General features: G+C 60.2%; 23 protein-coding genes and 1 tRNA gene. 16 read left to right on the top strand and 8 right to left on the bottom strand.

The features are described from left to right. The first annotated feature begins 524 nt into the window (after nt 1-524). From cyoA to alaC, 6 genes are all read left to right on the top strand, one after another. Nucleotides 525-1,460, top strand: a complete 936-nt coding sequence (gene cyoA, locus ASF66_RS19115; RefSeq protein ID WP_049861864.1) for a ubiquinol oxidase subunit II — start codon at nt 525-527, stop codon at nt 1,458-1,460. Between the two features lie 3 nt (nt 1,461-1,463). Next, a complete protein-coding gene (gene cyoB, locus ASF66_RS19120; RefSeq protein WP_056844971.1) occupies nt 1,464-3,479 on the top strand; it encodes a cytochrome o ubiquinol oxidase subunit I in 2,016 nt (671 codons plus the stop codon). Between the two features lie 3 nt (nt 3,480-3,482). After that, nucleotides 3,483-4,112, top strand: a complete 630-nt coding sequence (locus ASF66_RS19125; protein ID WP_049861866.1) for a cytochrome o ubiquinol oxidase subunit III — start codon at nt 3,483-3,485, stop codon at nt 4,110-4,112. Then, nucleotides 4,113-4,445: a cytochrome o ubiquinol oxidase subunit IV gene (cyoD, locus tag ASF66_RS19130; RefSeq protein ID WP_049861867.1), complete on the top strand. Its 333-nt coding sequence runs from the start codon at nt 4,113-4,115 to the stop codon at nt 4,443-4,445. It begins immediately after the preceding gene. A gap of 10 nt (nt 4,446-4,455) precedes the next feature. Next, nucleotides 4,456-5,343, top strand: a complete 888-nt coding sequence (gene cyoE / locus ASF66_RS19135) for a heme o synthase (RefSeq protein ID WP_049861868.1) — start codon at nt 4,456-4,458, stop codon at nt 5,341-5,343. Nucleotides 5,344-5,600: 257 nt separating this feature from the next. Then, nucleotides 5,601-6,809 (top strand): alanine transaminase, encoded by a 1,209-nt coding sequence (gene alaC, locus ASF66_RS19140; protein WP_056844972.1) that lies wholly within the window; start codon nt 5,601-5,603, stop codon nt 6,807-6,809. Here the strand turns inward: alaC and ASF66_RS19145 are convergent. Beyond that, nucleotides 6,806-7,453 carry a DJ-1/PfpI family protein gene (locus ASF66_RS19145; RefSeq protein ID WP_056844973.1) on the bottom strand — a complete coding sequence of 216 codons (648 nt, stop codon included), beginning with the start codon at nt 7,451-7,453 and terminating at the stop codon, nt 6,806-6,808. The genes alaC and ASF66_RS19145 overlap by 4 nt on opposite strands. A gap of 314 nt (nt 7,454-7,767) precedes the next feature. Here ASF66_RS19145 and ASF66_RS19150 point away from each other — a divergent pair, with 314 nt between their 5' ends. Further along, nucleotides 7,768-8,553: a substrate-binding domain-containing protein gene (locus ASF66_RS19150; RefSeq protein ID WP_049861871.1), complete on the top strand. Its 786-nt coding sequence runs from the start codon at nt 7,768-7,770 to the stop codon at nt 8,551-8,553. Nucleotides 8,554-8,579: 26 nt separating this feature from the next. On the opposite strand, the gene ASF66_RS19155 is transcribed toward ASF66_RS19150, so the two are convergent. Together ASF66_RS19155 and ASF66_RS19160 are read right to left on the bottom strand one after the other, a co-directional pair. Next, nucleotides 8,580-9,431, bottom strand: a complete 852-nt coding sequence (locus tag ASF66_RS19155) for a class I SAM-dependent methyltransferase (RefSeq protein WP_314568931.1) — start codon at nt 9,429-9,431, stop codon at nt 8,580-8,582. Nucleotides 9,432-9,584: 153 nt separating this feature from the next. Then, a complete protein-coding gene (locus ASF66_RS19160; protein WP_056844974.1) occupies nt 9,585-10,487 on the bottom strand; it encodes a LysR substrate-binding domain-containing protein in 903 nt (300 codons plus the stop codon). Here ASF66_RS19160 and ASF66_RS22690 point away from each other — a divergent pair. From ASF66_RS22690 to ASF66_RS19170, 3 genes are read left to right on the top strand one after another with little or no spacing between them, the layout of a single operon-like run. Then, nucleotides 10,392-10,628 carry a hypothetical protein gene (locus ASF66_RS22690; RefSeq protein ID WP_162240094.1) on the top strand — a complete coding sequence of 79 codons (237 nt, stop codon included), beginning with the start codon at nt 10,392-10,394 and terminating at the stop codon, nt 10,626-10,628. The two genes, ASF66_RS19160 and ASF66_RS22690, sit on opposite strands and share 96 nt — an antisense overlap. Continuing rightward, nucleotides 10,612-11,388 carry a 2OG-Fe dioxygenase family protein gene (locus tag ASF66_RS19165; protein ID WP_236707128.1) on the top strand — a complete coding sequence of 259 codons (777 nt, stop codon included), beginning with the start codon at nt 10,612-10,614 and terminating at the stop codon, nt 11,386-11,388. The genes ASF66_RS22690 and ASF66_RS19165 overlap by 17 nt, the downstream gene beginning before the upstream one ends. A gap of 12 nt (nt 11,389-11,400) precedes the next feature. Continuing rightward, entirely contained in the window at nt 11,401-12,018 is a 618-nt protein-coding gene (locus ASF66_RS19170; RefSeq protein WP_056844975.1) for a LysE family translocator, read from the top strand. A 47-nt stretch (nt 12,019-12,065) separates the two neighbouring features. Here the strand turns inward: ASF66_RS19170 and ASF66_RS19175 are convergent, their stop codons facing one another. From ASF66_RS19175 to ASF66_RS19190, 4 genes are all read right to left on the bottom strand, one after another. Beyond that, complete coding sequence (locus tag ASF66_RS19175; RefSeq protein WP_056844976.1) at nt 12,066-13,619, bottom strand: alkaline phosphatase D family protein; 1,554 nt, start codon at nt 13,617-13,619, stop codon at nt 12,066-12,068. Between the two features lie 58 nt (nt 13,620-13,677). Continuing rightward, a complete protein-coding gene (locus ASF66_RS19180) occupies nt 13,678-14,883 on the bottom strand; it encodes an MFS transporter (RefSeq protein ID WP_056844977.1) in 1,206 nt (401 codons plus the stop codon). 104 nt (nt 14,884-14,987) lie between these two features. Continuing rightward, on the bottom strand, nt 14,988-15,617 hold the full coding sequence (locus ASF66_RS19185; protein ID WP_056844978.1) for a LysE family translocator: 630 nt from the start codon (nt 15,615-15,617) through the stop codon (nt 14,988-14,990). A 297-nt stretch (nt 15,618-15,914) separates the two neighbouring features. Continuing rightward, nucleotides 15,915-15,999: transfer RNA gene (locus ASF66_RS19190), tRNA-Leu, on the bottom strand. 109 nt (nt 16,000-16,108) lie between these two features. On the opposite strand from ASF66_RS19190, the gene queA reads away from it, so the two are divergent. From queA to ASF66_RS19220, 6 genes are all read left to right on the top strand, one after another. Further along, entirely contained in the window at nt 16,109-17,173 is a 1,065-nt protein-coding gene (gene queA, locus ASF66_RS19195; protein WP_056844979.1) for a tRNA preQ1(34) S-adenosylmethionine ribosyltransferase-isomerase QueA, read from the top strand. A gap of 14 nt (nt 17,174-17,187) precedes the next feature. Further along, a complete protein-coding gene (gene tgt / locus ASF66_RS19200; RefSeq protein WP_161804304.1) occupies nt 17,188-18,303 on the top strand; it encodes a tRNA guanosine(34) transglycosylase Tgt in 1,116 nt (371 codons plus the stop codon). 52 nt (nt 18,304-18,355) lie between these two features. Beyond that, nucleotides 18,356-18,691, top strand: coding sequence for a preprotein translocase subunit YajC (gene yajC / locus ASF66_RS19205; protein ID WP_043186500.1), 336 nt, complete (start codon nt 18,356-18,358; stop codon nt 18,689-18,691). 62 nt (nt 18,692-18,753) lie between these two features. Next, nucleotides 18,754-20,622, top strand: coding sequence for a protein translocase subunit SecD (gene secD, locus ASF66_RS19210; RefSeq protein WP_049861880.1), 1,869 nt, complete (start codon nt 18,754-18,756; stop codon nt 20,620-20,622). Nucleotides 20,623-20,631: 9 nt separating this feature from the next. After that, nucleotides 20,632-21,543 carry a protein translocase subunit SecF gene (gene secF, locus ASF66_RS19215; protein ID WP_043186504.1) on the top strand — a complete coding sequence of 304 codons (912 nt, stop codon included), beginning with the start codon at nt 20,632-20,634 and terminating at the stop codon, nt 21,541-21,543. 120 nt (nt 21,544-21,663) lie between these two features. Beyond that, nucleotides 21,664-22,212 (top strand): glycine zipper 2TM domain-containing protein, encoded by a 549-nt coding sequence (locus ASF66_RS19220; protein WP_049861881.1) that lies wholly within the window; start codon nt 21,664-21,666, stop codon nt 22,210-22,212. Here ASF66_RS19220 and ASF66_RS19225 read toward each other — a convergent pair. Next, on the bottom strand, nt 22,197-23,156 hold the full coding sequence (locus ASF66_RS19225; protein ID WP_156463230.1) for a LysR family transcriptional regulator: 960 nt from the start codon (nt 23,154-23,156) through the stop codon (nt 22,197-22,199). The two genes, ASF66_RS19220 and ASF66_RS19225, sit on opposite strands and share 16 nt — an antisense overlap. Nucleotides 23,157-23,645 lie beyond the last annotated feature (489 nt).

Below are 23,645 nucleotides of genomic sequence, written 5' to 3' on the forward strand. Positions count from 1 at the left end.
CGCCTTCGGCGTGTAACGGCGAAGATGCGACAACCTGTCGTCGGCGATTTCGCGAAAGCCCCTAAAATACGGGCCTTCGCAAGGGTTTTCAGGGGTGCGACATCGTGTCGCAAGGCTTTGAAAGTGCGTCGGATTGTTGCATAATTTGGAAATACCTGTTGCTGGATTAGTCGTAGTCAATGGGTAAAGGGCTCACTACAATCGCGGAAATTTCAGCAGGTCAGTGCCTCAAAAAGGGCAGGTCGGTGGCGCTTTTGCACCATTGGCAGGCACTTTTCATACCGTTGGTACGGCTTAGCTGAACCCTTGAGTGGTCCATGCACTCAAGGGAAAGAGTCTGCAATCCTCTGGATTGCACAAGTCATGACAGCTGCACCGTTCCAGACCGGTCTTGTCACCCCGCAGCAACTGCGAGCCTGGCATGTCCGTATTCAATCCCGATATAAATGCTGGCGCTTGGCAGGTCGAAGTGTTGGCTACCAAAACACAATTGCATTGAAGCAAGCTGCTCTAGAGGTCGTGAGATGAGTAAAAAGCGTTACCCCAGACTGTTTGGCATACTGCCCTTTTTAGGCATGCTTTTTCTCGGCGGGTGCAAGTGGACCCTGATCGACTCGAAAGGGCAGGTGGGCATCGACGAACGCAACCTGATCTACATCGCCACCGGGCTGATGTTGCTGGTGGTGATCCCGGTCATCGTCATGGCGCTCGCGTTCGCCTGGAAATACCGTGCCTCCAACAAGGAAGCCACCTACACGCCTGAATGGGCGCACTCCACCAAGATCGAACTGGTGGTGTGGGGCATCCCGCTGCTGATCATCATCGCGCTGGGCTACGTGACCTACGTGTCGACTCATCACCTGGATCCGTACCGTCCGCTGGATTCCGAGCACAAGCCGGTCACCATCCAGGTCGTTGCGATGGACTGGAAATGGTTGTTCATCTATCCGGAACAAGGCATTGCCACGGTCAACAAGATCGTCTTCCCGGCCAACGTACCGGTCAACTTCCGCATCACCTCCGACTCGGTCATGAACTCGTTCTTCATTCCGCAGCTGGGCGGCCAGATCTACGCAATGGCCGGCATGCAGACGCAGTTGCACTTGATCGCCAATGAAAACGGCGAGTTCGACGGCATCTCCGCGAACTACAGCGGTGCAGGCTTCACCGGCATGAAATTCAAAGCAGTCGCTACGACCCAGGCTGATTTCGATGCATGGGTCAGTGAAGTGAAGAGCGCGCCTAAGCAGCTCGATGCAGCTACCTACGAAGCGCTGGCCAAACCTAGCGAGAAAAACCCGGTCGAGCTGTATTCCTCGTACGTCCCGAACCTGTTCCAGACCATCATCGACAAGTATGAAGGCATGAACCCAGGTAAAGGCGTCAGCCACGAGGGGAAGCAAGCCTCGAACGAAGGGATGGACATGGGCAAGAATTCAGCTGCTGGGGCAGAGGAGTAAAAGATGTTCGGTAAACTTAGTCTGGAAGCGGTGCCCTTCCACGAGCCGATAGTGATGGTGACACTCGCCGTCGTTGCGCTGCTCGGGGCGGTGGTGTTCGGTCTGATCACCTACTACAAGAAGTGGACGTACCTGTGGACCGAGTGGTTCACGTCGGTTGACCACAAGAAAATCGGCGTGATGTACATCGCCGTTGCCATGGTCATGCTGCTGCGCGGCTTTGCCGACGCCATCATGATGCGCTCGCAGCTTGCGGTCGCCACGGGCGGTTCCACCGGCTTCCTGCCACCGGAACACTACGACCAGATCTTCACCGCTCACGGTGTGATCATGATCATCTTCATGGCCATGCCATTCATGATCGGTCTGATGAACATTGTCGTGCCGCTGCAGATCGGCGCTCGCGACGTGGCTTTCCCGTTCCTGAACTCGGTCAGCTTCTGGCTGTTCGTGGTCGGCGTGCTGCTGGTCAACATCTCTCTGGGTGTCGGCGAGTTCGCCAAGACCGGCTGGGTGGCGTATCCGCCGTTGGCGGGGTTGCAATACAGTCCGGGGGTAGGTGTCGACTACTACATCTGGGCACTGCAGATATCCGGCTTGGGTACCTTGCTCACAGGCGTCAACTTCATCGTCACCATCCTGAAGATGCGTGCGCCTGGCATGACGCTGATGAAAATGCCGGTGTTCACCTGGAACTGCCTGTGCACCGCGGTCCTGATCGCAGCTTCGTTCCCGATCCTCACCGCTGTTCTGTTCATGCTGACCCTTGACCGCTACTTGGGCTTCCACTTCTTCACCAACGAGCTTGGTGGGAACCCGATGATGTACGTCAACCTGTTCTGGGCCTGGGGCCACCCCGAGGTTTACATTCTGATCCTGCCGGCCTTCGGTGTGTTCTCGGAAGTAACCTCGACATTCTGTAAAAAGCGTCTGTTCGGCTACGTCTCGCTGGTATGGGCAACGATCGCCATTACCGTGCTGTCGTTCGTGGTCTGGCTGCACCACTTCTTCACCATGGGTTCGGGGGCCAACGTCAACGCCTTCTTCGGCATCATGACAATGGTCATCGCGATTCCGACCGGTGTGAAGATCTTCACCTGGCTGTTCACCATGTACCGTGGCCGCATCGAGTTCACCACTCCGATGTTGTGGACCATTGGCTTCATCGTGACCTTCAGCATCGGCGGCATGACTGGCGTACTGCTGGCGGTACCGGGCGCTGACTTCGTCCTGCACAACAGCCTGTTCCTGATCGCTCACTTCCACAACGTGATCATCGGTGGTGCGGTATTCGGTTACCTGGCCGGCTTCGCCTTCTGGTTCCCGAAAGCGTTTGGCTTCAAGCTCAACGAGCGTCTGGGCAAGTACTCGTTCTGGTGCTGGCTGGTCGGTTTCTATCTGGCGTTCATGCCGTTGTACGTGCTGGGCTTCATGGGCATGACCCGTCGCCTGAACCATACCGACAACCCAGAGTGGACACCTTGGCTGTACGTGGCTTTCGTCGGTGCACTGTTCGTCGCCGCCGGTATCTTCTTCCAGCTGCTGCAACTCTATGTATCGATCCGCGATCGTCACAAGAATCAGGACGTTTCGGGCGACCCATGGGATGGCCGTACCCTGGAGTGGTCGACTTCGTCGCCACCACCGTTCTACAACTTCGCCGAGCAGCCAGTGGTTTCCGACCTGGACGCTTACTGGGGCATGAAAGAGCGTGGTGAAGCCACTGCCAACGCCGCGGACTACAAGCAGATTCACATGCCGCGCAACACCGGTATGGGCGTGCTGATGTCGTTCTTCGGTCTGATCCTGGGCTTCGCCGCCATCTGGCACATCTGGTGGGCGGCTGCGATCGGCCTGGCCGGCATGGTCATCACCCTGATCGTGCGCAGCTATGACGACGACATCGACTACTACGTACCGGCTGAAGAAGTCGCTCGTATCGAAGGTGAACGCATGGCTCGCCTGGCAAACGCTGCACGAGTTGATTCTCGTCTGAACTCCACGGTGGAGAAGGCTTAAACAATGTCTAACGCAACCTTAAACGCGGAAGTGGCTCACCAACACGAGCACGGTCACGACGATCACGATCATCACGATTCCGGGGGCATGACTGTCTTTGGTTTCTGGATCTACCTGATGACCGACTGCATCCTGTTCGCGTCGATCTTCGCCGCCTACGCAGTACTGGTTAACAACGTCGCCGGTGGCCCGTCGGGCCACGACATCTTCGAGCTGCCCTTCGTGGCAGCCGAGACTGCACTGCTGCTGTTCAGCTCCATCACGTATGGCTTCGCCATGCTGGCGCTGCACAGCAACGACAAAAGCGGCGTGATGAAGTGGTTGTTCGTCACGTTCCTGCTGGGTGCAGGCTTCATCGCGATGGAGATCTACGAGTTCCACAAGCTGATCGAAGAGGGCTTCGGCCCGCAGCGCAGCGGCTTCCTGACCGGGTTCTTCACCCTGGTCGGAACCCACGGCCTGCACGTGACCAGCGGCTTGATCTGGATGGCGGTGCTGATCGCCCAGATCAAATCCAAAGGCCTGACCGCAACCAACAACACGCGCATGAGCTGCCTGAGCCTGTTCTGGCACTTCCTGGACGTGGTCTGGATCTGCGTGTTCACCGTCGTCTATCTGATGGGAGCTCTGTAAATGGCAAACCCTCATACCACTTCGGCCGGTAGCAGCCACGGTAGCTACAAGTCGTACATGATCGGTTTCGTGCTGTCGGTCATCCTGACCGCGATTCCGTTCGGTCTGGTGATGTTCCCGACTCTGTCCAAGGAAGCCACGCTGTGGATCGTGCTGATCTTCGCAGTGGTCCAGGTGCTGGTTCACCTGGTTTACTTCCTGCACCTGGACCGCACGTCCGAACAGCGCTGGAACGTGATCGCCTTCGTCTTCTCGGCGTTGATCATCGCGTTCCTGGTCGGTCTGTCGCTGTGGATCATGTTCAGCATCCATCACTTCATGATGGCGAAGTAAGGAACCCGGCATGTCCGTTAAGCACTTTATCCAAATCACCAAACCGGGGATCATTTTCGGTAACGTGCTTTCCGTGGCAGGTGGGTTCTTCCTGGCCTCTCAAGGGCATGTCGACATTGGGCTGTTCCTGGCTACAGTGATCGGTACATCGCTGGTGGTGGCATCGGGCTGTGCATTCAACAACTGCATTGACCGCGACATCGACGTGAAGATGGAGCGCACCAAGAACCGCGCATTGGTCCAGGGGCAGATTTCGGTGAAGGTCGCATTGATCTTCGCCACACTGCTCGGGGTCGCCGGGATGGTCATGCTGTACGCATTGGCCAACCCTCTGGCGGCGTTGTGCGGTCTGATCGGCTTTGTGATCTATGTAGGGTTCTATAGCCTCTACCTGAAGCGCAAGTCGGTGCATGGTACGTTGGTCGGCAGTCTGTCCGGTGCCATGCCTCCGGTGATCGGTTACGTGGCAGTCAGCAACAGCTTCGATCTGGCGGCGTTGACGCTGCTGGTGATGTTCAGCCTGTGGCAGATGCCTCATTCGTATGCCATCGCGATCTTCCGCTTCAATGACTATCTGGCAGCTTCGATTCCAGTGTTGCCGGTGAAGCGCGGAATCGTCGTGGCCAAGAAGCACATCCTGCTCTACATCCTGGCTTTCCTGCTGGCGACGCTGATGCTGACCCTGGGTGGCTATGCCGGGATGAGCTATCTGGCAGTGGCGGCGGCCATGGGCATGTACTGGTTGTACATGGCCTGGACGGGCTACAAGGCGGTTGATGATCGAGTCTGGGCGCGCAAGCTGTTCGTGTTCTCGATCTTCACCATCACTGCCTTGAGCGTGATGATGTCGCTGGATTTCAAGGTGCCCAGTGAGTTGTTGCTGACTTACGCGCACTGATTTCGCTGCAGCGATAAAAACGCCCCGGACCGAATAGATCCGGGGCTTTTTTTGGGCAGAGGTTGGGTCCGTGGTGCGGCCTTCGCGGGCAGAGCCCGCTCCCACAGGGACTCTTGTGGAACCGGGCTCTGCCCGCAAGGGCCGTACCGCATATTCCGCTTTACAGCCCCGCATCGGCCCGATTATCGTTCGAGCTGGCCACCGCAGTGGCCAACGTCGCTCGGACGGTTCCGGGCGCTTACGTCTCCGAGGAAATCATGGCCGAACCTGTTCGCCCGCGCCGCTTTGCGCGCATCGATCGTCTCCCCCCTTATGTGTTCAACATCACTGCCGAATTGAAGATGGCTGCGCGTCGGCGCGGCGAAGACATCATCGACCTGAGCATGGGTAATCCCGACGGCGCCACGCCGCCCCACATCGTCGACAAACTGGTGACCGTTGCCCAGCGCGAAGACACCCACGGCTACTCCACTTCCCGTGGCATCCCGCGGCTGCGTCGGGCGATCTCGCGCTGGTACAAGGACCGCTATCAGGTCGATATCGACCCTGAAGACGAAGCCATCGTCACCATTGGTTCGAAGGAGGGCCTGGCCCACCTGATGCTGGCGACCCTCGACCAGGGCGATACCGTTCTGGTGCCCAACCCCAGCTACCCTATTCACATCTACGGTGCAGTGATCGCCGGTGCCCAGGTACGCTCGGTGCCGCTGGTGCCCGGTGTGGATTTCTTCAACGAGCTGGAACGGGCGATCCGCGAGTCCATTCCCAAGCCGAAGATGATGATCCTGGGCTTTCCATCCAACCCGACCGCGCAATGCGTGGAACTGGATTTCTTCGAGCGGGTGGTGGCACTCGCCAAGCGCTACGACGTTTTGGTGGTGCACGACCTGGCCTACGCCGACATCGTCTACGACGGCTGGAAGGCGCCTTCGATCATGCAGGTACCGGGCGCCAAGGACATCGCCGTCGAGTTCTTCACGCTGTCCAAAAGTTACAACATGGCAGGATGGCGAATCGGCTTCATGGTCGGCAATCCCGAGCTGGTCAACGCTCTGGCCCGGATCAAGAGCTATCACGACTACGGCACGTTCACACCCCTGCAGGTGGCGGCCATCGCCGCACTCGAAGGCGATCAGCAGTGTGTGAAAGACATCGCCGAACAGTACCGCCAGCGTCGCAACGTGCTGGTAAAAGGTCTTCACGAGCTGGGTTGGATGGTGGAAAACCCCAAGGCTTCGATGTACGTCTGGGCGAAGATTCCCGAGGACTACGCCCATCTTGGTTCGCTCGAATTCGCCAAGAAGCTGTTGGCCGAAGCCAAGGTCTGCGTCTCGCCTGGCATCGGGTTCGGTGACTATGGCGATGATCACGTGCGCTTTGCCCTGATCGAAAACCAGGATCGCATACGCCAGGCCGTACGTGGCATCCGCCAGATGTTCCGGGCCGACAAGGCGGATCGTTCCTAGCCTGGCAGGTCGCGCCACTCGTACTGCATCTGGCGCGCGGTGATGCGCGCTGCGTCACCGCCCAGCAGCCTCGCCACCAGATGCAGGCTCATGTCGATACCGGCGGAGATCCCGGCACTGGTGACCAGGCTGCCGGCGTCGACATAGGGCACATTTTCCTGCACGTCCAGGTCCGGGTAGCCTTCACGGAGTTCCTGGATGTCGGCCCAATGGGTGGTCACGCTGTGTCCTTGCAGCAGGCCAGCCTTGGCCAGAATCAACGCCCCGCTGCACACCGACGTCAGCAAGCCTGTCGACGATGCCATCCGGCGCACCCAAGCCAGGGTCTGCGGATCATTTACGGGCTGATCGATCACACCACCCGGTACTATCAGAACGTCGCAAGGCAGTTCGTCATCGAACTGCGCATCGGGCTGCACCCGCAGGTCGTAGCGCGCAGTGAGCAGCTCGCGACTGGCCGCGACTGTGCTGACGAGAAACGGTGGATGAGCACTGAGGCCGTCGCGCAAGGCGATGCGCGTGGCGACACTGAACACCTCGTAAGGTCCTGCGAAGTCGAGGATCTCGATACCGGGATACAGCAGGATGACCACCTGCAAGGGGCGGTCGAAAATCTGCAGTTCGGGGGGCAGGGCGTTGGGCATACGTTCACTCCAGTCTGGAGCAGGCATGATCGGTCCGGAGCTCGCGTGGGTAAATGACAGTTACCCCACAGATCCTGCCAATGCATCGTGCGACGCATTGTCGGGATGAGCGCTCGACTGTCCGGAGAAATTGTTTCGCCAAGTTGCAATTGCCCGAGAACACCTTTTTAAATGGCAACCTGATCCTGGCTTTTGGCCGATTACGCGTAAACTGATCATTCCTCGCGAGGCGGTTGACCTTCACCGCACTCGTTCGCTTCGCCTCTGGCCAGTCATCGGCCAGGCTTCATCTTCAGTTTCAGGATCATATTGTCATGACCAAACGGCTCACCAGCGCTCTGCTGGCTTGTGTATTACTCGGCTCCAGCGCCGCCCACGCGCAGAAAGCGCCCCCACCGGTTCAGCTGTCGTTGCTCGGCTCCGGTGGTGTGGTCAGCGCCATGCAGACTATCGTCGTCGAATATGAAAAGGCCACTGGGGTCAAAGTCACCGTGTTGCCTTCGCCGGCCATCGGCGACAACCCCATGGCGATCTCCAGTCGACTGGAGCGCGGCGAGCGTGCGGACCTGGTGCTTACCGAAGACGCGGCCCTGAACAAACTCATTCAATTGGGGGAAGTGCAGCGCGAGCCGCGGGTGGATGTTGGCAAGTCGTTCATTGCCATGGCGGTACGCCAGGGCGAGGCCAAGCCTGACATCGGCAGTGTCGACGCCTTTCGCAAGACGTTGCTTGACGCCCGTTCGCTGGCCTATTCCAACAGTACCAGTGGCCTGTACCTGTCACATCTGTTGTTCCCGCGCATGAAGCTCACCGAGCAGCTTCGCGACAAAAGCAGCCTGGTCGACAACGAACCGGTGGGGGCGGCCGTCGCCCGGGGCGATGTGCAGTTGGGGTTCCAGCAGTTGAGCGAGCTCAAGGCGGTACCGGGTATCGACATCGTCGGTCTGATTCCCGATGCGGTGCAGAAGATGACGCTGTATTCAGGTGGCGTTACGCGTACCAGCGCTCACCCTGAAGAGGCCGCGGCGTTGCTGCAGTACTTGAGCACCCCGGCGGCCCGGCTGGCAATTGAGGAAAGCGGGCTGACGCCGGTGCACTGACCGGCCCCGGCCGCTCGCTATGGGCGCTAGAGAAACCTGACAGTGTGAAAGGCCACCGTGTTGTAGGGCACGGTGATTTCCTGTTTGTCCTTGAGATCCGGATGTGTGGCGATGATTTCGCGCACTTTCTGGAAAATCGGTTCCTGCTGCTCTGGGGCAAGGGCAGAAATGAAGCTGATCGAGCGTACCCGGTTGAGGATGACGTCCTCTGGCGTACCGGTGTACGTATGGGTGAACCGCTTTTCAACCAAGGGCGTGAATCCACTGTGAGGAAATGCTTCCCGCCATTTCTGGGTATAGAACCGTGGGCTGTCTCCGGCCACATCGCTCACGATGTCCGCGATCTGGCGCACCCAGTCGTGGCTGGTGTCGCGCAGGTTCCAGATCATTCCCAAGCGTCCTCTGGGTTTCAGCACGCGATAGATTTCCGCCATGCTGGCGGCATTGGCGAACCAATGGAAGGAGTGGGCGCAGACCACGGCGTCCACCGATCCACTTTTGAGGGGGATTTCCTCGGCAGCTCCTTCGAGGACTTTCACGTAGGGGTTGTCGGCCCAGTTGTGTTCCAGCTGTGCACGCATCGCCGCAACAGGCTCGACGGCGAACACTTCGGCGCCGGCCTCAAGCAGTCGCGGAATGAACTTGCCGGTGCCTGACCCCAGGTCGAGTACCGTTGTGTGGGGTGGGTCCCATTTGCTGTGCGGCTTGATCTGAATCGTCTCGCGCAACCAGTTGTCGAGCTCCTTGGGGTAGTCCGGACGGCCCTTGTCGAAGGCGTCGGCCCCCTGCAGGTAGCCCTTTGCAGCCGTCGATGGAAGGATGCCCTGGAGCTTTTCGGTCAAGTTCTTGATTTGCAGAATATCGCCTAGGTTTTTCACGTTCGCCCCTCGCACGCTTGCTGGCGCTGTCGTAGTCGCCAGGCTGATGGAACAGCGGAACACCCAACCAGCCTCGGTGGGCGTTATAAGACAAAGCGTAGCGCAAGGTGGACGAGGCGGTGGTTAATTCCTGCTGCACCAAACGAGGCCGGATCAGAGGGAGGTGGCAGACGCGCCTTCAAGCCCTTGGGCCACCGATGCCTGCGCCTGGGTCTCCAGCCACTGACGAAAAACCCTGCATTTCCGGCTTTCTTCGGTCGACCGCGCCGACAGCAGGAAATACCCGGACCCGTCGCGTACAAAGCCGAAGGGTGCGACCAGTTGGCCCGAGGCGAGCTCTTCTTCCACCATCATCATCGACGCCATGCTCACGCCCAGGCCTGCGGTGGCCGCCTGAAGGCACAAGTAGAAGTGCTCGTAATCGATGGTCGTGACATCGCAGGCCACTTTCTGCACCAGGCGCAACCACTGCTCCCAGGCCGCGGGTCGTGTTCGGCTGCGAAGCAGGTGCACGCCGCTCAATCGTCCGGCCGGCCCTGCCAGGCTGGGCGCGCACACCGGGCCCACCCATTCCGGACACAGTGCGCTGCTGTGCACGGTGTCATCCCAGTGGAAATCATCGCGTCGGATGGCCAGGTCAGCGCTACACCGAGAGAAATCGATCGGCCCGCCCGCTGCCAGCAATCGAATCTGGATGTCCGGATGCGCCTTGTTGAAGGCGGGCAGACGTGGAATCAGCCATTTCATTGCGATGGTCGGCTCGCAGGACAACACCAGAATGTCTTCGCAGGCTTTCTGCTGTACCTGACGAACCGCCTGTTCCAGCTGCTCGAACATCGGTTGGGTCACCTCATGCAGCAGACGTCCGGCATGGTTGAGAAACACCGCACGGTTGCGTCGCTCGAACAGCTCTACGCCCAATGCCTCTTCAAGCGAGCGAATCTGGCGGCTCACAGCGCCATGAGTGACGTGCAGTTGCTCCGCGGCCTTGATGAAACTCTGCGTTTGCGCGGCAGCGTTGAAAAAACGGAAGGAAGCGAGGGGCGGGAGGCTCATACGGGCAACGAAATCTCACAGGTTTCGATGACTATAAATCGTTTTTTTCAGCCCAGGCAAAACTCCATGATGGCGCTCGTTGCCGAGGATTCTGGCGACCTGACCAATAAAATGGAGAAAATCCATGGACAATATTCATAAGCGTGCAATGCCCATTGGCAATCTTGCTCCCCAGCTTTATACGCCACTGATCGCCGAAGTCTGCGATACCGTAAACCGCAATGGGTTTGTTTTTCTGCAACCGCCCATGGTCGCAGCCTTGCTGAACAGTGCCGTACCCGGCTTCGTCCAGGGCTGGGAAGACTTCCGGCTCTCATGGGGTCATCTGGACCAGGACGCGTTCATGGGCGACGGTGGTACCTATCGCTTCCGGCGTTACGCCACCTTCTTCACCGAGCAGGGCAGTCGCCACTGGCAACCCAGTCCTCACCAACCGCATTACCAGACCACTGTGCACAACCCACTCAATGGCGGCCTTGTCCGGCACTTTGCCCCGATCCCGACCGAGCTCTGCGAAGGCCTGGTTTTTTCGGCGGTGATGGATCTGTGTTGCGCCTGCTTCAATGTGCTGGCGCCACACTGCGCATGGCATATCGAAGTCCATCAGTTCCGCATCGATGCGTCCGCGGGAGCCGCCTCTCCCACGCCCGAAGGTGTGCACCGGGACGGCGTCGACTTTGTATTCATGCTGATGGTCAACAGGGTCAATGTCGTGGAGGGGGAAACGTCCATCTACGATAACGACCAGCGGCTGCTGGCCAGGCATTCGATGATCCATGAGCTGGAAGCTGCCCTGCTCAATGACGCACAGGTCCGGCACGGTGTCAGCGCCATCATCCCGATACATCCCGATCGACCTGCCCACCGCGATGTACTGGTCGTTACTTTCAAGAAACGCTGATGGAATGTGGTCATGAACGAATTACTGGCAGTAGCCCTGATTACCGTATTGGCTGTCATCAGCCCAGGCCCCGACTTCGCCATGGTCACGCGCAACAGTTATGCCTATGGGCGGCGCAGTGGACTGATCGCGGCATTGGGCATTGCCTGCGGTGTACAGGTGCATGTTTTCTACACCGTGTTCGGTATTGCCGTGATCATCACGCAATCGCCCCTGTTGTTCATGGCCATGAAATGGCTGGGTGCCGGTTATCTCATTTACCTGGGGCTGCGCTCATTGCTCAATACGTCAAAGTTGGCGCTGGATACCGTCGAGGGTGCGACACCGTCTCTGTGGAGCGCTTTTCGAATGGGCTTTTTCACCAATGCGCTCAATCCCAAGACGATGCTGTTCGTGGTGGCGACCTACAGTCAGGTCGTGCAGGCAGGCAGTTCGATGACGACGAACTTTGCCTACGGTCTGTTCATGTCGTTCTCGCACTGGGTGTGGTTCAGCATCGTGGCGCTGTTCTTTTCGTCCGGGCCATTGCGGCGGCGGATGCTGGAGAAACAACGCCTCGTCGATCGCGTGATCGGCACCGCGCTCATCGGGTTGGGCGCGAGCCTGGTGCTGCCGGGCCTTGTTGGCTGAGCCATGGCACCGCAAGCCGTCTGCCATGGCGCTTGCGGTGCAATCGATCAGGCCGGCTGCAGTTTCTTTTCGAACACCACCACGCCGTCCAGGTCGCGCAGTTGCACGGTCATTTCCCCGCTTAAGCCCTCGATCTGCACTTCGCCGAAAAACTGGAAGCCCGCGAACGGCGAAGTGTTCTGCGCAGGCGGCGCTTTCTGGAAAACCACTTGCGGACCGAACGTGGCATCGAGCGGGTTGGGCCCGAAGCTGCCGGCATTCAACGGTCCGGCGACGAACTCCCAGAAGGGCTCGAAGTCCTGAAACACAGCGCGGTCGGGGTGGTAGTGGTGGGCTGCGCAGTAATGCACATCGGCCGTGAGCCAGACGGTGTTGGCAATTTTTTGCTGGCGCAGAAAACCCAGCAGCTCGGCGATTTCCAGCTCGCGACCCTTGGCAGCGCCGTCATCGCCGTTGGCGATCGCCTCCCAGCGGCCAACGCCTGGGCTGACCTCTCCATCTGGAACACCCAGGCCGATGGGCATGTCGGCGGCGATGACTTTCCACTGCGCCTGCGATCCCTTGAGCCCGGACTTGAGCCAGTCCAGTTGCGCCTGCCCGAGAAACGCCGTGCGGGCTTCGGGTGTGGGCGCCAGATTGTCATCATTGCCGCTGCGGTAGCTGCGCATGTCCAACACGAAAATGTCCAGCATCGGCCCGTAGCTGAGCTTGCGGTAAATACGCCCACCGTTGTCGGCCCGTTGCAGGCGCATGGGGGCGTATTCGAGCCATGCCTGGCGGGCGTTGCCCACCAGATGGCGAATGTCGCGGTTCTGGTAACGCTCGTCGAGCTGCTTGCTGGGCGACCAGTTGTTGGTCACCTCGTGGTCGTCCCATTGCCAGATCTGCGGCACCTCGGCGTTGAACCGGCGCACGTTTTCATCCATCAGGTTGTAGCGGTAGTTGCCGCGGTACTCATCCAGAGTCTCGGCCACCTTGCTCTTGGCTTCGGTGGTGATGTTGCGCCACACGCGGCCGTTTTCCGTGGTCACCGTGGCCGGCACCGGCCCGTCGGCGTAAATGGTGTCGCCGCTGTGGATGAAGAAATCCGGCAAGCGCAGGCGCATGGCTTCGTAGATACGCATGCCGCCAATGTCCGGATTGATGCCAAAGCCCTGGCCCACGGTGTCGCCGCTCCACACGAAACGGATGTCACGACGCTGCGAAGGCTCGCTGCGCAGATGACCGAACCACGGCTCGCTGCTGACGCCGGTCTGCGCGTCCTCGAACTGCACCCGATAGAAGATCGCCTGATCCACCGGCAAGCCATTGAGCTCGACCCGTGCGGTAAAGTCGGTGCCGGCGTCGGCCAATGGCGAGACCAGTCGGCGCGGGTTGGTGAACATGCTGCGCGTATCCCATTCCACCACCATCCGCGCCGGGCGGTCGCACCGGCTCCAGACCATCGCCTTGTCGCCCAACAGGTCGCCGGACTGCACGCCGTCGGTGAGTTGGGGCCGGTCCTTGACCGAAGCGATCACCGCCGGCGCCAGCCCCGGCAGCAGAAAACCCGCACCCACGGCCTGGACAAGACGACGGCGCTTGAGGTCGAACATGCTCATGACATAGCCCTGTGAAAGAGAAAGGGCTATGTAAGCGTGGGGATGTGACAGGGGCGTGTCAGCCAGGAACGATCGTCTCGCTCGCCGAACTTGCCTGCAGCGTGCGCAGGCCTGTCAGCACGGCGGTGAGCATCAGCAAGCCGGCGCCGATGGCGACGCCGAATCCGGCACGGGTGCCGAAGTGGTCGATGACCAGGCCGGCAGTCGCGCCGCCCATTGCAATGCCGACACTGACGCCTGTACTCAACCAGGTCAGCCCTTCGGTGATCTTTCCGGGCGGCAGGATTTTCGTGCCGATGTTCATCACCACGATCAGCGTCGGCGCGAACGACATGCCGGTGATGAACAGCAAGCCGGTGAGCCAGTACACATTGGGCGCAAAGATCGGCAGCGTGGTCGCCACGGCGGTGAATACCGCGCCGATCAGCAATTGGGTTTCGAACGGTAGCCCACTCCTGACCGCTCCGAAGGTGATCCCGGCGACCATCGATCCTGCCGCGAAGCCCGCCAGGACAAAGCTGGCAGCGGCCGCCCAGCCGGCCTCCTTGGCAAAAGCGACCACCGCCACGTCGACCGACCCACCGAGCACGCCCAGCGCCAGCATCGCCACGACGATGATCCGCAAGGCCGGAATGCGCAGGGGAGAGCTGGAGTGGCCTTTGACGGCTGGTATCGGCGGTGGCTCGGTTTCGTGCTGGCGCAGGAAGGCGACCACGCCGACGGCCAGCAGCACGGCGGCCACCAAAGGTCCGGCTTGAGGAACCAGACCGCTGCTCAAGGCGATGGACAGCGGCGGGCCGACGATGAAGGTGAATTCCACCAGCACCGTATCCAGGGAATACGCGGCGTGCAGCTGCGGCTTTCCGCGAAACAGATAGGCCCAGCGCGCGCGGATCATCGCCCCGAAACTGGGAAGCACACCTGCCATGGCTGCCAGCACGAACAGCACCGGCAGCGGCGCATGCCAGTACACGGCACCGATCAAGGCGAGCAGCATGCCAATGCTGAACGCCGCGATCGGCGCCAGCACCTTGCGCTGGCCGCGCTGATCCACCAGCTTCGAGATCTTCGGGCCGAGTATGGCGCTGGTCAGGGTATAAGTGCCCGCTACCGCACCCGCCACCCAGTAGCGGCCCGTTTCCTGTGCAAGCATGGCAATCAGGCCCAGACCGACCATGGCCTGCGGAAGCCTGGCCATCGAGCCGGCCACGATCAGCGCCACGACGCCTGGGGTTGCGAAGAATGTACGGTAGGCATTGCTCATGTGAAGGGCGGAACTCCGTGTTCGCGGGGGTGGATCAGGTAGGGGCTTTTATAGTGCCAGTAGGTTGAAGCTGATACCTGTTTTGCCGGGGTGTAGAAGGAAGATCATAGGGGTCGCTCAAGAAATAATAGTCGTGCGGCCAGTGCCGTCATCATGCCCGCGAAGCCATAGCTGCCCCACCTTCTCAACGCCGGACCGCCATTCAACCGTTTGCGCAGCGCTGCGGCACAAAGGGCGAGCACGCAGTGAAAAACCAGGGCAATCAAGGCGAGCAGCGTGCCCAGCACCGAGAGCTGGACGACTACGCTTGCATTGCCGACCGTGACGAATTGCGGCAGGAACACCATGAAGAACAGCAGGGCCTTGGGGTTCAACAAGCTATTGAGCGTGGCGCGAATGAATACCTTGCGGGTCGAGCCCAGCGGACGTGGGGCAGCGCTTTGAGCCGTTGGCGCCGTCAACGCTTGCCAAGCCATCCACAACAGATAGCACGCACCCGCCAACCGCAACAAGTCGAAAGCAGGAGCCCAACTCATGACGACAGCACCCATGCCTGCGCTGACCAGCAGCGTCATGATCAAATCCGCCAGCGAAATGCCCAGCGCGGCCGCCACCCCGGCCCGCCAGCCATGGGCAAGGGCGTGGCTTGTGACGAACGCCATGTTCGGTCCGGGGACGATCAGCAGCAATGCCGCGGCAATGACGAACAGGTAGAGGTTGGCTGCATCCGGCATGACGACTGCTCCTTTGAGTTGACTCCAAGGGTAGGCGCATCAGGTGAGCGGCGGGAGGTACAGTTCAAGAGAAGGTGGGGGCAACAGTCGATTTTGCTGCAGAGGCCGCCAAGGCTGCGAGCGACACGGTGCCCCTTGAGCCATATATCGAATGCCTGGGTACCACTGAATAGGTGGCGGTGAACGGATACGGCGTCGGCAGCGCTGGCTTGTTCATGGCCAGCGGCCGCTCCTGAGCAGGAAGGATGCCGATCGCAGGCGAAAAAAAAGACCTTCGCGAAGGTCTTTTTTCTGATTTGGTGCCCCGAGGGAGACTCGAACTCCCACTCCTTTCGAAAACGGATTTTGAATCCGCCGCGTCTACCAATTCCGCCATCAGGGCTTACAGGCGGCGAAGTATAGAGACGACTCGACCACTGGTCAATCAGCTTTCATGGTCAATTTTGAAGATTTTTGCTAGAATTTTCAGCCCTATACAGCCGAACCCTATCATGCGCGTCGCCGATTTCTCTTTCGAGCTTCCTGATTCCCTGATCGCTCGCCATCCGCTGGCCGAGCGCCATGGCAGCCGCTTGTTGGTCCTCGATGGGCCGTCCGGTGCGCTGGATCATCGTCAATTCACCGATCTGCCGGGCTTTCTGCGGCCGGGCGACCTGATGGTGTTCAACAACACCCGGGTGATTCCGGCGCGGGTGTTTGGCCAGAAGGCGTCGGGGGGCAAGTTGGAAATTCTGGTGGAACGCGTGCTGGACAGCCATCGCGTGCTGGCCCATGTGCGTTCCAGCAAGTCGCCCAAGCCCGGCTCGATGATCCTGATCGACGGCGGCGGCGAGGCCGAGATGGTCGCGCGGCACGATGCGCTGTTCGAGTTGCGCTTCAACGAAGAAGTGCTGCCGCTGCTGGACCGCGTTGGCCATATGCCGTTGCCGCCCTACATCGATCGCCCCGACGACACTGCCGACCGCGAGCGCTACCAGACCGTGTACGCCGAGAAGGCCGGTGCGGTGGCGGCGCCGACGGCGGGTCTGCACTTCGACAAGGCGCTGCTGGCGCAGATCGAAGCGATGGGCGTTGAAACTGCCTTCGTGACGTTGCATGTGGGCGCGGGTACCTTCCAGCCGGTGCGGGTCGAGAAGCTCGAAGATCACCACATGCATAAAGAGTGGCTGGAGGTCAGCCAGGACGTGGTCGATGCGGTGCAGGCGTGCAAGGCCCGCGGTGGCCGCGTGGTAGCGGTAGGTACCACCAGCGTGCGTTCGCTGGAAAGCGCGGCCCGCGATGGCGTATTGAAACCGTTCAGCGGCGACACCGACATCTTCATCTTTCCAGGGCGGCCGTTTCATGTAGTCGATGCCCTGGTGACCAACTTTCATTTGCCCGAGTCCACGCTGTTGATGCTGGTCTCGGCGTTCGCGGGTTATCCCGAAGTCATGGCGGCCTATGCGGCGGCGGTGGCCAACGAGTACCGCTTCTTCAGTTACGGTGATGCCATGTTCATCACCCGCAATCCGGCGCCTCGCGGTCCCAGCGAAGCCGCGCCAGGGGATCAAGCATGAGTCGCACCTGTCGTATGTCGTTCGAGTTGCTGGCCACCGATGGCAAGGCCCGTCGTGGTCGCCTGACCTTTCCCCGTGGCGTGGTGGAAACCCCGGCGTTCATGCCGGTGGGCACCTATGGCACGGTCAAGGGCATGTTGCCGCGCGACATCGAGGCGATCGGCGCACAGATGATCCTGGGCAACACCTTTCACCTGTGGCTGCGCCCCGGCACCGAGGTGATCAAGGCGCACGGCGACCTGCACGATTTCATGCAGTGGAAAGGGCCGATTCTGACCGACTCTGGTGGCTTCCAGGTATTCAGCCTCGGCGCCATGCGCAAGATCAAGGAGGAGGGCGTGTACTTCGCCTCCCCGGTGGACGGCTCCAAGGTCTTCATGGGTCCCGAGGAATCGATGCAGGTGCAGCGTGACCTGGGCTCGGACGTGGTGATGATCTTCGACGAATGCACGCCTTATCCCGCCGACGAGCAGACCGCGCGCACGTCCATGGAGCTGTCGCTGCGCTGGGCGCAACGTTCCAAGGATGCCCATGCTGACAGCACGGCGGCGCTGTTCGGTATCGTTCAGGGCGGCATGCACGAGAACCTGCGCATGCGCTCGCTCGAAGGCCTGGACAAGATCGGCTTCGATGGCCTGGCCATCGGCGGCCTGTCGGTGGGCGAGCCCAAGCACGAAATGATCAAGGTGCTCGACTACCTGCCGGGCCAGATGCCTGCTGACAAACCTCGTTACCTTATGGGAGTAGGCAAACCCGAAGACTTGGTCGAGGGTGTGCGCCGCGGTGTCGACATGTTCGACTGCGTGATGCCGACGCGCAATGCGCGCAACGGGCATCTGTTCATCGATACCGGCGTGCTGAAGATCCGCAACGCGTTCCATCGCCACGATGATTCGCCGTTGGACCCTACCTGTGATTGCTACACCTGCCGCAACTTCTCGCGCGCTTATCTGCACCACTTGGACAAGTGTGGGGAAATGCTGGGTAGCATGTTGAATACCATCCACAATTTGCGTCATTACCAGCGGCTGATGGCTGGTTTGCGCGAGGCTATTCAACAGGGTACATTGGCCGCCTTTGTCGATGCCTTCTATGCCAAGCGCGGGCTGCCTGTGCCGCCCTTGGACTGACCGTTTTATAAAGACTTTCAAGTCAATAACTTCTAAGTAACTGGAGCGTTGAATGAGCTTTTTGATCCCCGCCGCTTTCGCGGACGCCGCTGCACCGGCTGCTGGCCCTGCCGGCACTGGCTTCGAGTGGATTTTCCTGGTCGGTTTCCTGGTCATCTTCTACATGATGATCTGGCGCCCGCAGGCCAAGCGTGCCAAGGAACAGAAAAACCTGTTGGGCAACCTGCAGAAAGGTGACGAAGTCGTTACCAACGGCGGCATTGCCGGCAAGATCAACAAGGTCACCGACGACTTCGTGGTCATCGAAGTGTCCGACACTGTCGAGCTGAAAATCCAGAAGGGCGCCATCGCCGCGACCCTGCCCAAAGGCACGCTCAAAGCGATCTAAGCTGCAGACTTTTACCCATGTCGGGGCGCGCAAGGCGCCCCGCGTCTTGAACGGGCGGCGTGATGCTGAACAAATACCCTCTGTGGAAATATGTACTGATCCTGGCGGTGCTGGCGATCGGTTTTATTTATTCCGCACCTAATCTCTATCCTGATGACGCGGCCATCCAGGTCAGCGGCGCGAGCACTGCGCTGCAGGTCAATCAGGCCGATCTGGATCGCGTCGGCACGGCGCTCAACGCCGCCGGCATCCAGGTCAAATCCGCAAGCTTGGCCGAAAACGGCAAGGGCGGTCTGCTGCGCCTGACCAAGGCCGAAGACCAACTGCCGGCCAAGGATGTCGTGCGCAAGGCGCTGGGCGACGACTACGTGGTGGCCCTGAACCTGGCCCCGACCACGCCGCCGTGGTTGCGTAGCCTGGGCGCCAGCCCGATGAAGCTGGGCCTCGACCTGTCCGGTGGTGTGCACTTCCTGCTCGAAGTGGACATGGACAAGGCGCTCGACGCCCGCATGAAAGTCTACGAGGGCGAAGTCAAGACGCTGCTGCGCAAGGAACGTGTGCGCTATCGCAGCCTGCCGCAGCAGGATGGTGCCATCCAGCTGGGCTTCAACGACACCGCGACCCGTGACCAGGCCCAGGCCCTGATCCGCAAGAATTTCACCGATTTCGACCTGACCGCCAGCGAGCGCAACGAGTTGTCGGTGCTGCGCCTGTCCATGACTCAGGCCAAGGTTGCGGAAATCCGCGAATACTCGATCAAGCAGAACCTGACCACGGTGCGTAACCGGGTCAACGAACTGGGTGTGGCCGAGCCGCTGGTACAGCGTCAGGGTGCCAACCGCATCGTGGTCGAGCTGCCGGGCGTGCAGGACACCGCCGAAGCCAAGCGTATCCTGGGCAAGACCGCCAACCTGGAATTCCGCCTCGGCGCAGGCCCGGACGATTCCAAGGCCACCACCGAGACCTTCGAATTCCGCGAGGGCAACCGTGCCCCGGCGGCGGTCGAGCGTGGCCTGATCATCACCGGTGACCAGGTCACCGACGCCCAGGCCAGCTTCGACGAACATGGCCAGCCACAGGTGAACATCAAGCTCGATGGCCACGGCGGCGACCTGATGAGCCGCGCCACGCGCAGCAACGTCGGCCGCAGCATGGCGGTGATCTTCATCGAACAGCGCCCGACCACCCGCTACGTCAAGCAGACGGTCAATGGCGTGGAGAAGGACGTCGCGGTACAGACCTTCACCGAAGAGAAGAAGATCATCAGCCTGGCGACCATCCAGTCGCCGCTGGGCAGCCAGTTCCGCATCACCGGCCTCAACGGCCAGGGTGAATCCTCCGAACTGGCCCTGCTGCTGCGCGCCGGTGGTCTGGCCGCACCGATGTACTTCGCCGAAGAACGCACCATCGGCCCGAGCCTGGGCGCCGACAACATCACCAAGGGTATCGATGCGTCGCTGTGGGGCATGCTGTTCGTCTCGCTGTTCATCATCGCCATCTACCGCTTCTTCGGTGTGATCGCCACCGTGGCATTGGCCTTGAACATGGTCATGCTGCTGGCGCTGATGTCGTTGCTGGGCGCGACCCTGACGTTGCCGGGTATCGCCGGTATCGTATTGACGATGGGCATGGCGGTGGACGCCAACGTGCTGATCTTCTCGCGCATACGTGAAGAGATCGCCAATGGCATGAGCATCCAGCGCGCCATTCACGAAGGTTTCGACCGCGCCTACACCGCGATCATCGACGCCAACCTGACGACGCTGCTGGTCGGCGGGATTCTCTTCGCCATGGGCACCGGCCCGGTGAAGGGCTTCGCCGTTACCATGTCCCTCGGGATCTTTACCTCGATGTTCACGGCCATCATGGTGACCCGCGCAATGGTCAACCTGATCTACGGCGGTCGGGACTTCAAGAAGTTGTGGATTTAAGGGGCTGCCATGTTACGTACCATCAACTTCATGGGCGTGCGCAATATTGCGTTCGCCATCACCGTGCTCCTTACCGTGCTGGCGTTGTTCAGCATGTTCCACAAGGGCATGAACTACGGGCTGGACTTCACCGGCGGTACGCTCATCGAGCTGACCTACGAGAAGCCGGCCGACCTGGGCCTGGTCCGTGACGAGCTGGTGAAAGCCGGCTATCACGACGCCGTGGTGCAGAACTTCGGTGCGACCACCGACCTGCTGGTGCGCATGCCGGGTGAAGACCCGCAACTGGGCAACCAGGTCGCGGCGGCGCTGCAGACGGTCGGTGGCGACAACCCGGCCACGGTCAAGCGCGTCGAGTTCGTCGGCCCGCAGGTGGGCGAAGAACTGCGCGACCAGGGCGGCCTCGGCATGCTGCTGGCGCTTGGCGGCGTACTCGTCTACCTGGCGTTCCGCTTCCAGTGGAAATTCGCGGTCGGCGCCATCCTGTCGCTGATTCACGACGTGATCGTCACCGTGGGCCTGTTGTCGTTCTTCCAGATCACTTTCGACCTGACAGTGCTGGCGGCGGTACTGGCCATCATCGGCTACTCGCTCAACGACACCATCGTGGTATTCGACCGGGTTCGCGAGAACTTCCGGGTGATGCGCAAGGCGTCCCTGATCGAGAACATCAACGTTTCCACGACCCAGACGCTGCTGCGTACCGTGGCGACCTCGGTGTCGACCCTGCTGGCCATCGCCGCCCTGATGTTCTTCGGTGGCGATAACTTGTGGGGCTTCTCGCTGGCACTGTTCATCGGCGTCATGGCCGGTACCTACTCGTCGATCTACATCGCCAACGTGGTACTGATCTGGCTGAACCTGAGCAGCGAGGATCTGATTCCTCCCGTGGCCAAGGACCAGGTCGACGACCGTCCATAAGACGTTCCACGTCAACTGCGACAAGGCCTGAAAGGCGCGAGTATTGAACTCGCGCCTTTTTTCATGCTCCAAGGCTGGGAAACGTGGCCTGGCGCCATGACCGTAGTCAGGAGGTTCAAAGTGAATAAGTCGTTGCTGATTGGTGCAGTGCTGGGTGCTGTCGGTGTTACCGCCGGAGGCGCCGTTGCAACCTACAGCCTCGTGAACAAAGGCCCCGAGTACGCCGACGTATTGGCCGCAGAGCCGATCAAACAGCAGATCAAGACGCCGCGCGAAGTGTGCAAGGACGTCACTGTGACTCGGCAGAAGCCGGTGCAGGATCAGCATCAGATCGTGGGCAGTGTATTGGGCGCAGTGGCGGGCGGCTTGCTCGGCAATCAGGTCGGTGGTGGCAACGGCAAGAAGATCGCCACCGTGGCCGGTGCCGTTGGCGGTGGCTACGCCGGCAACAAGGTCCAGGAGGGCATGCAGGGTCGTGACACCTACACCACGACTCAGACCCGCTGCAATACCGTCAACGACATCAGCGACAAGGTCGTGGGCTACAACGTGAAGTACCAGCTCGACGGCAAGGTCGGCCAAGTGCGCATGGACCGCGACCCAGGCTCGCAGATCCCGGTGAACAAGCAGGGTCAATTGATCCTTGGTGAGAATCAGGCCGGGCAATAAGCTCCAGCTTCCTCCTCGCTCACACGCGCCGCCGGTCCCGGCGGCGTCAGCTCCACACTCCGGCAATACTCCATGAACAGCCGAGTCGCTCGACCCGGCTGGTTGTTGCGCAGGTGCGCCATCACCAGCGTTGAGGCCGGCATGTCGTCTTCGATCTCCAGATGCGCCAGCAGCTTGCCGTCATAGGTCATATGGCTGCACGGCCGCGTGACCAACACCGAAAATCCCAATCCTTGCCCTACCATGCAGCGCACCATCTCGATGGAGGGGGAGCTGTAGGCAACGACCGGGGCATAGCCCTTCTCCGTGAAGATATCCATGAAGTAACTGCGGCTGGGAACGGCATCGAGCAGGATCATCGGCTCCTCGCTCAGGGCCTGCAAAGTGACCGAGGTTCGTTGCGCCAGAGGGTGATCGAGCGGTAGCAGGGCATAGGGCTTGTGGGGTGCGTTGAGGGCCTGTTTGTGAATGGTGTTGCCCAGTTCCAGGTCGTAGAGAAAGGCCAGGTCGAAGCGACCACGGTGCAGGCCGTGCATCAGTTCATGCTGTTCGCCGTCATAAAGTTGAATGGCAACTTCCGGATACAGGCTTTTGAATCCGGCCACCAACTTGGGCATGTACAACGGCGCGGCCGATTCGAAACAGCCAATGGCAATGGTGCCCGAAACATTGCCATTCTCGGCGCGCGAATCCTGTTCCAATTCCTGGGACAGCCTCAATAACTCCTTGGCCTTTTCATAGATCCTGCCGCCGCCGGCCGTGAGTGAAACACCTTGGGCATGATGGCGGACGAACAAGGGTTGATTGAAGGCTTCTTCGAGATTCTTGATCGCGACGGAGATGGACGGCTGGGATATGTGCAACTGCCTGGAGGCTTCGGCAATGCTGTCCTGTTCGACGGCCGCCACGAAGTATTTGAGTTGCCGAAGGGTGAAGTGCATCAAGTTCAGCTCCTCGCCAGCGCCGTTCAGCCCTGCGCCGCCTGAATAGGTTTTACCTATGCCTGCGAAGACCATGCCAGTGCCCGGGCCACCCTGAACTACCGGGACTGTCGGAACCCTGATCGCACTTCACGCCCAGCAATAGCGGCGCTCTGCAAACGAGCTTCTGAAGTGCGGCATTCCGGCACACCCAATGAATCAAGGCGCAAAACCCATTTCGCACCAAAAAGTCTCGTCTGCCATAAGACCGGAAACAGGCTGCGCTAAAACCGTGCAGTTGTTCTTGAGCTTTGCATCTAACCAAGTAGACATAGGGAGTGCGAAGTTCGCCTCAGGAACTTCTGCTTAGGTTTTTCCTATGCAAGGGGCCCGAATTTACTAATTTCGGCGGAACCTGGCATCAATCATGATGGGTTCAAGACGGGCAGAACGGGCAACGTTCGAAGTTCATAGTCGACAGGAAGTCACCCATCACCCTTGACCTTGCCAAGC

Origin of the sequence: Pseudomonas sp. Leaf129 (assembly GCF_001423465.1) — a bacterium.
Classification (GTDB): Bacteria; Pseudomonadota; Gammaproteobacteria; order Pseudomonadales; family Pseudomonadaceae; genus Aquipseudomonas; species Aquipseudomonas coleopterorum.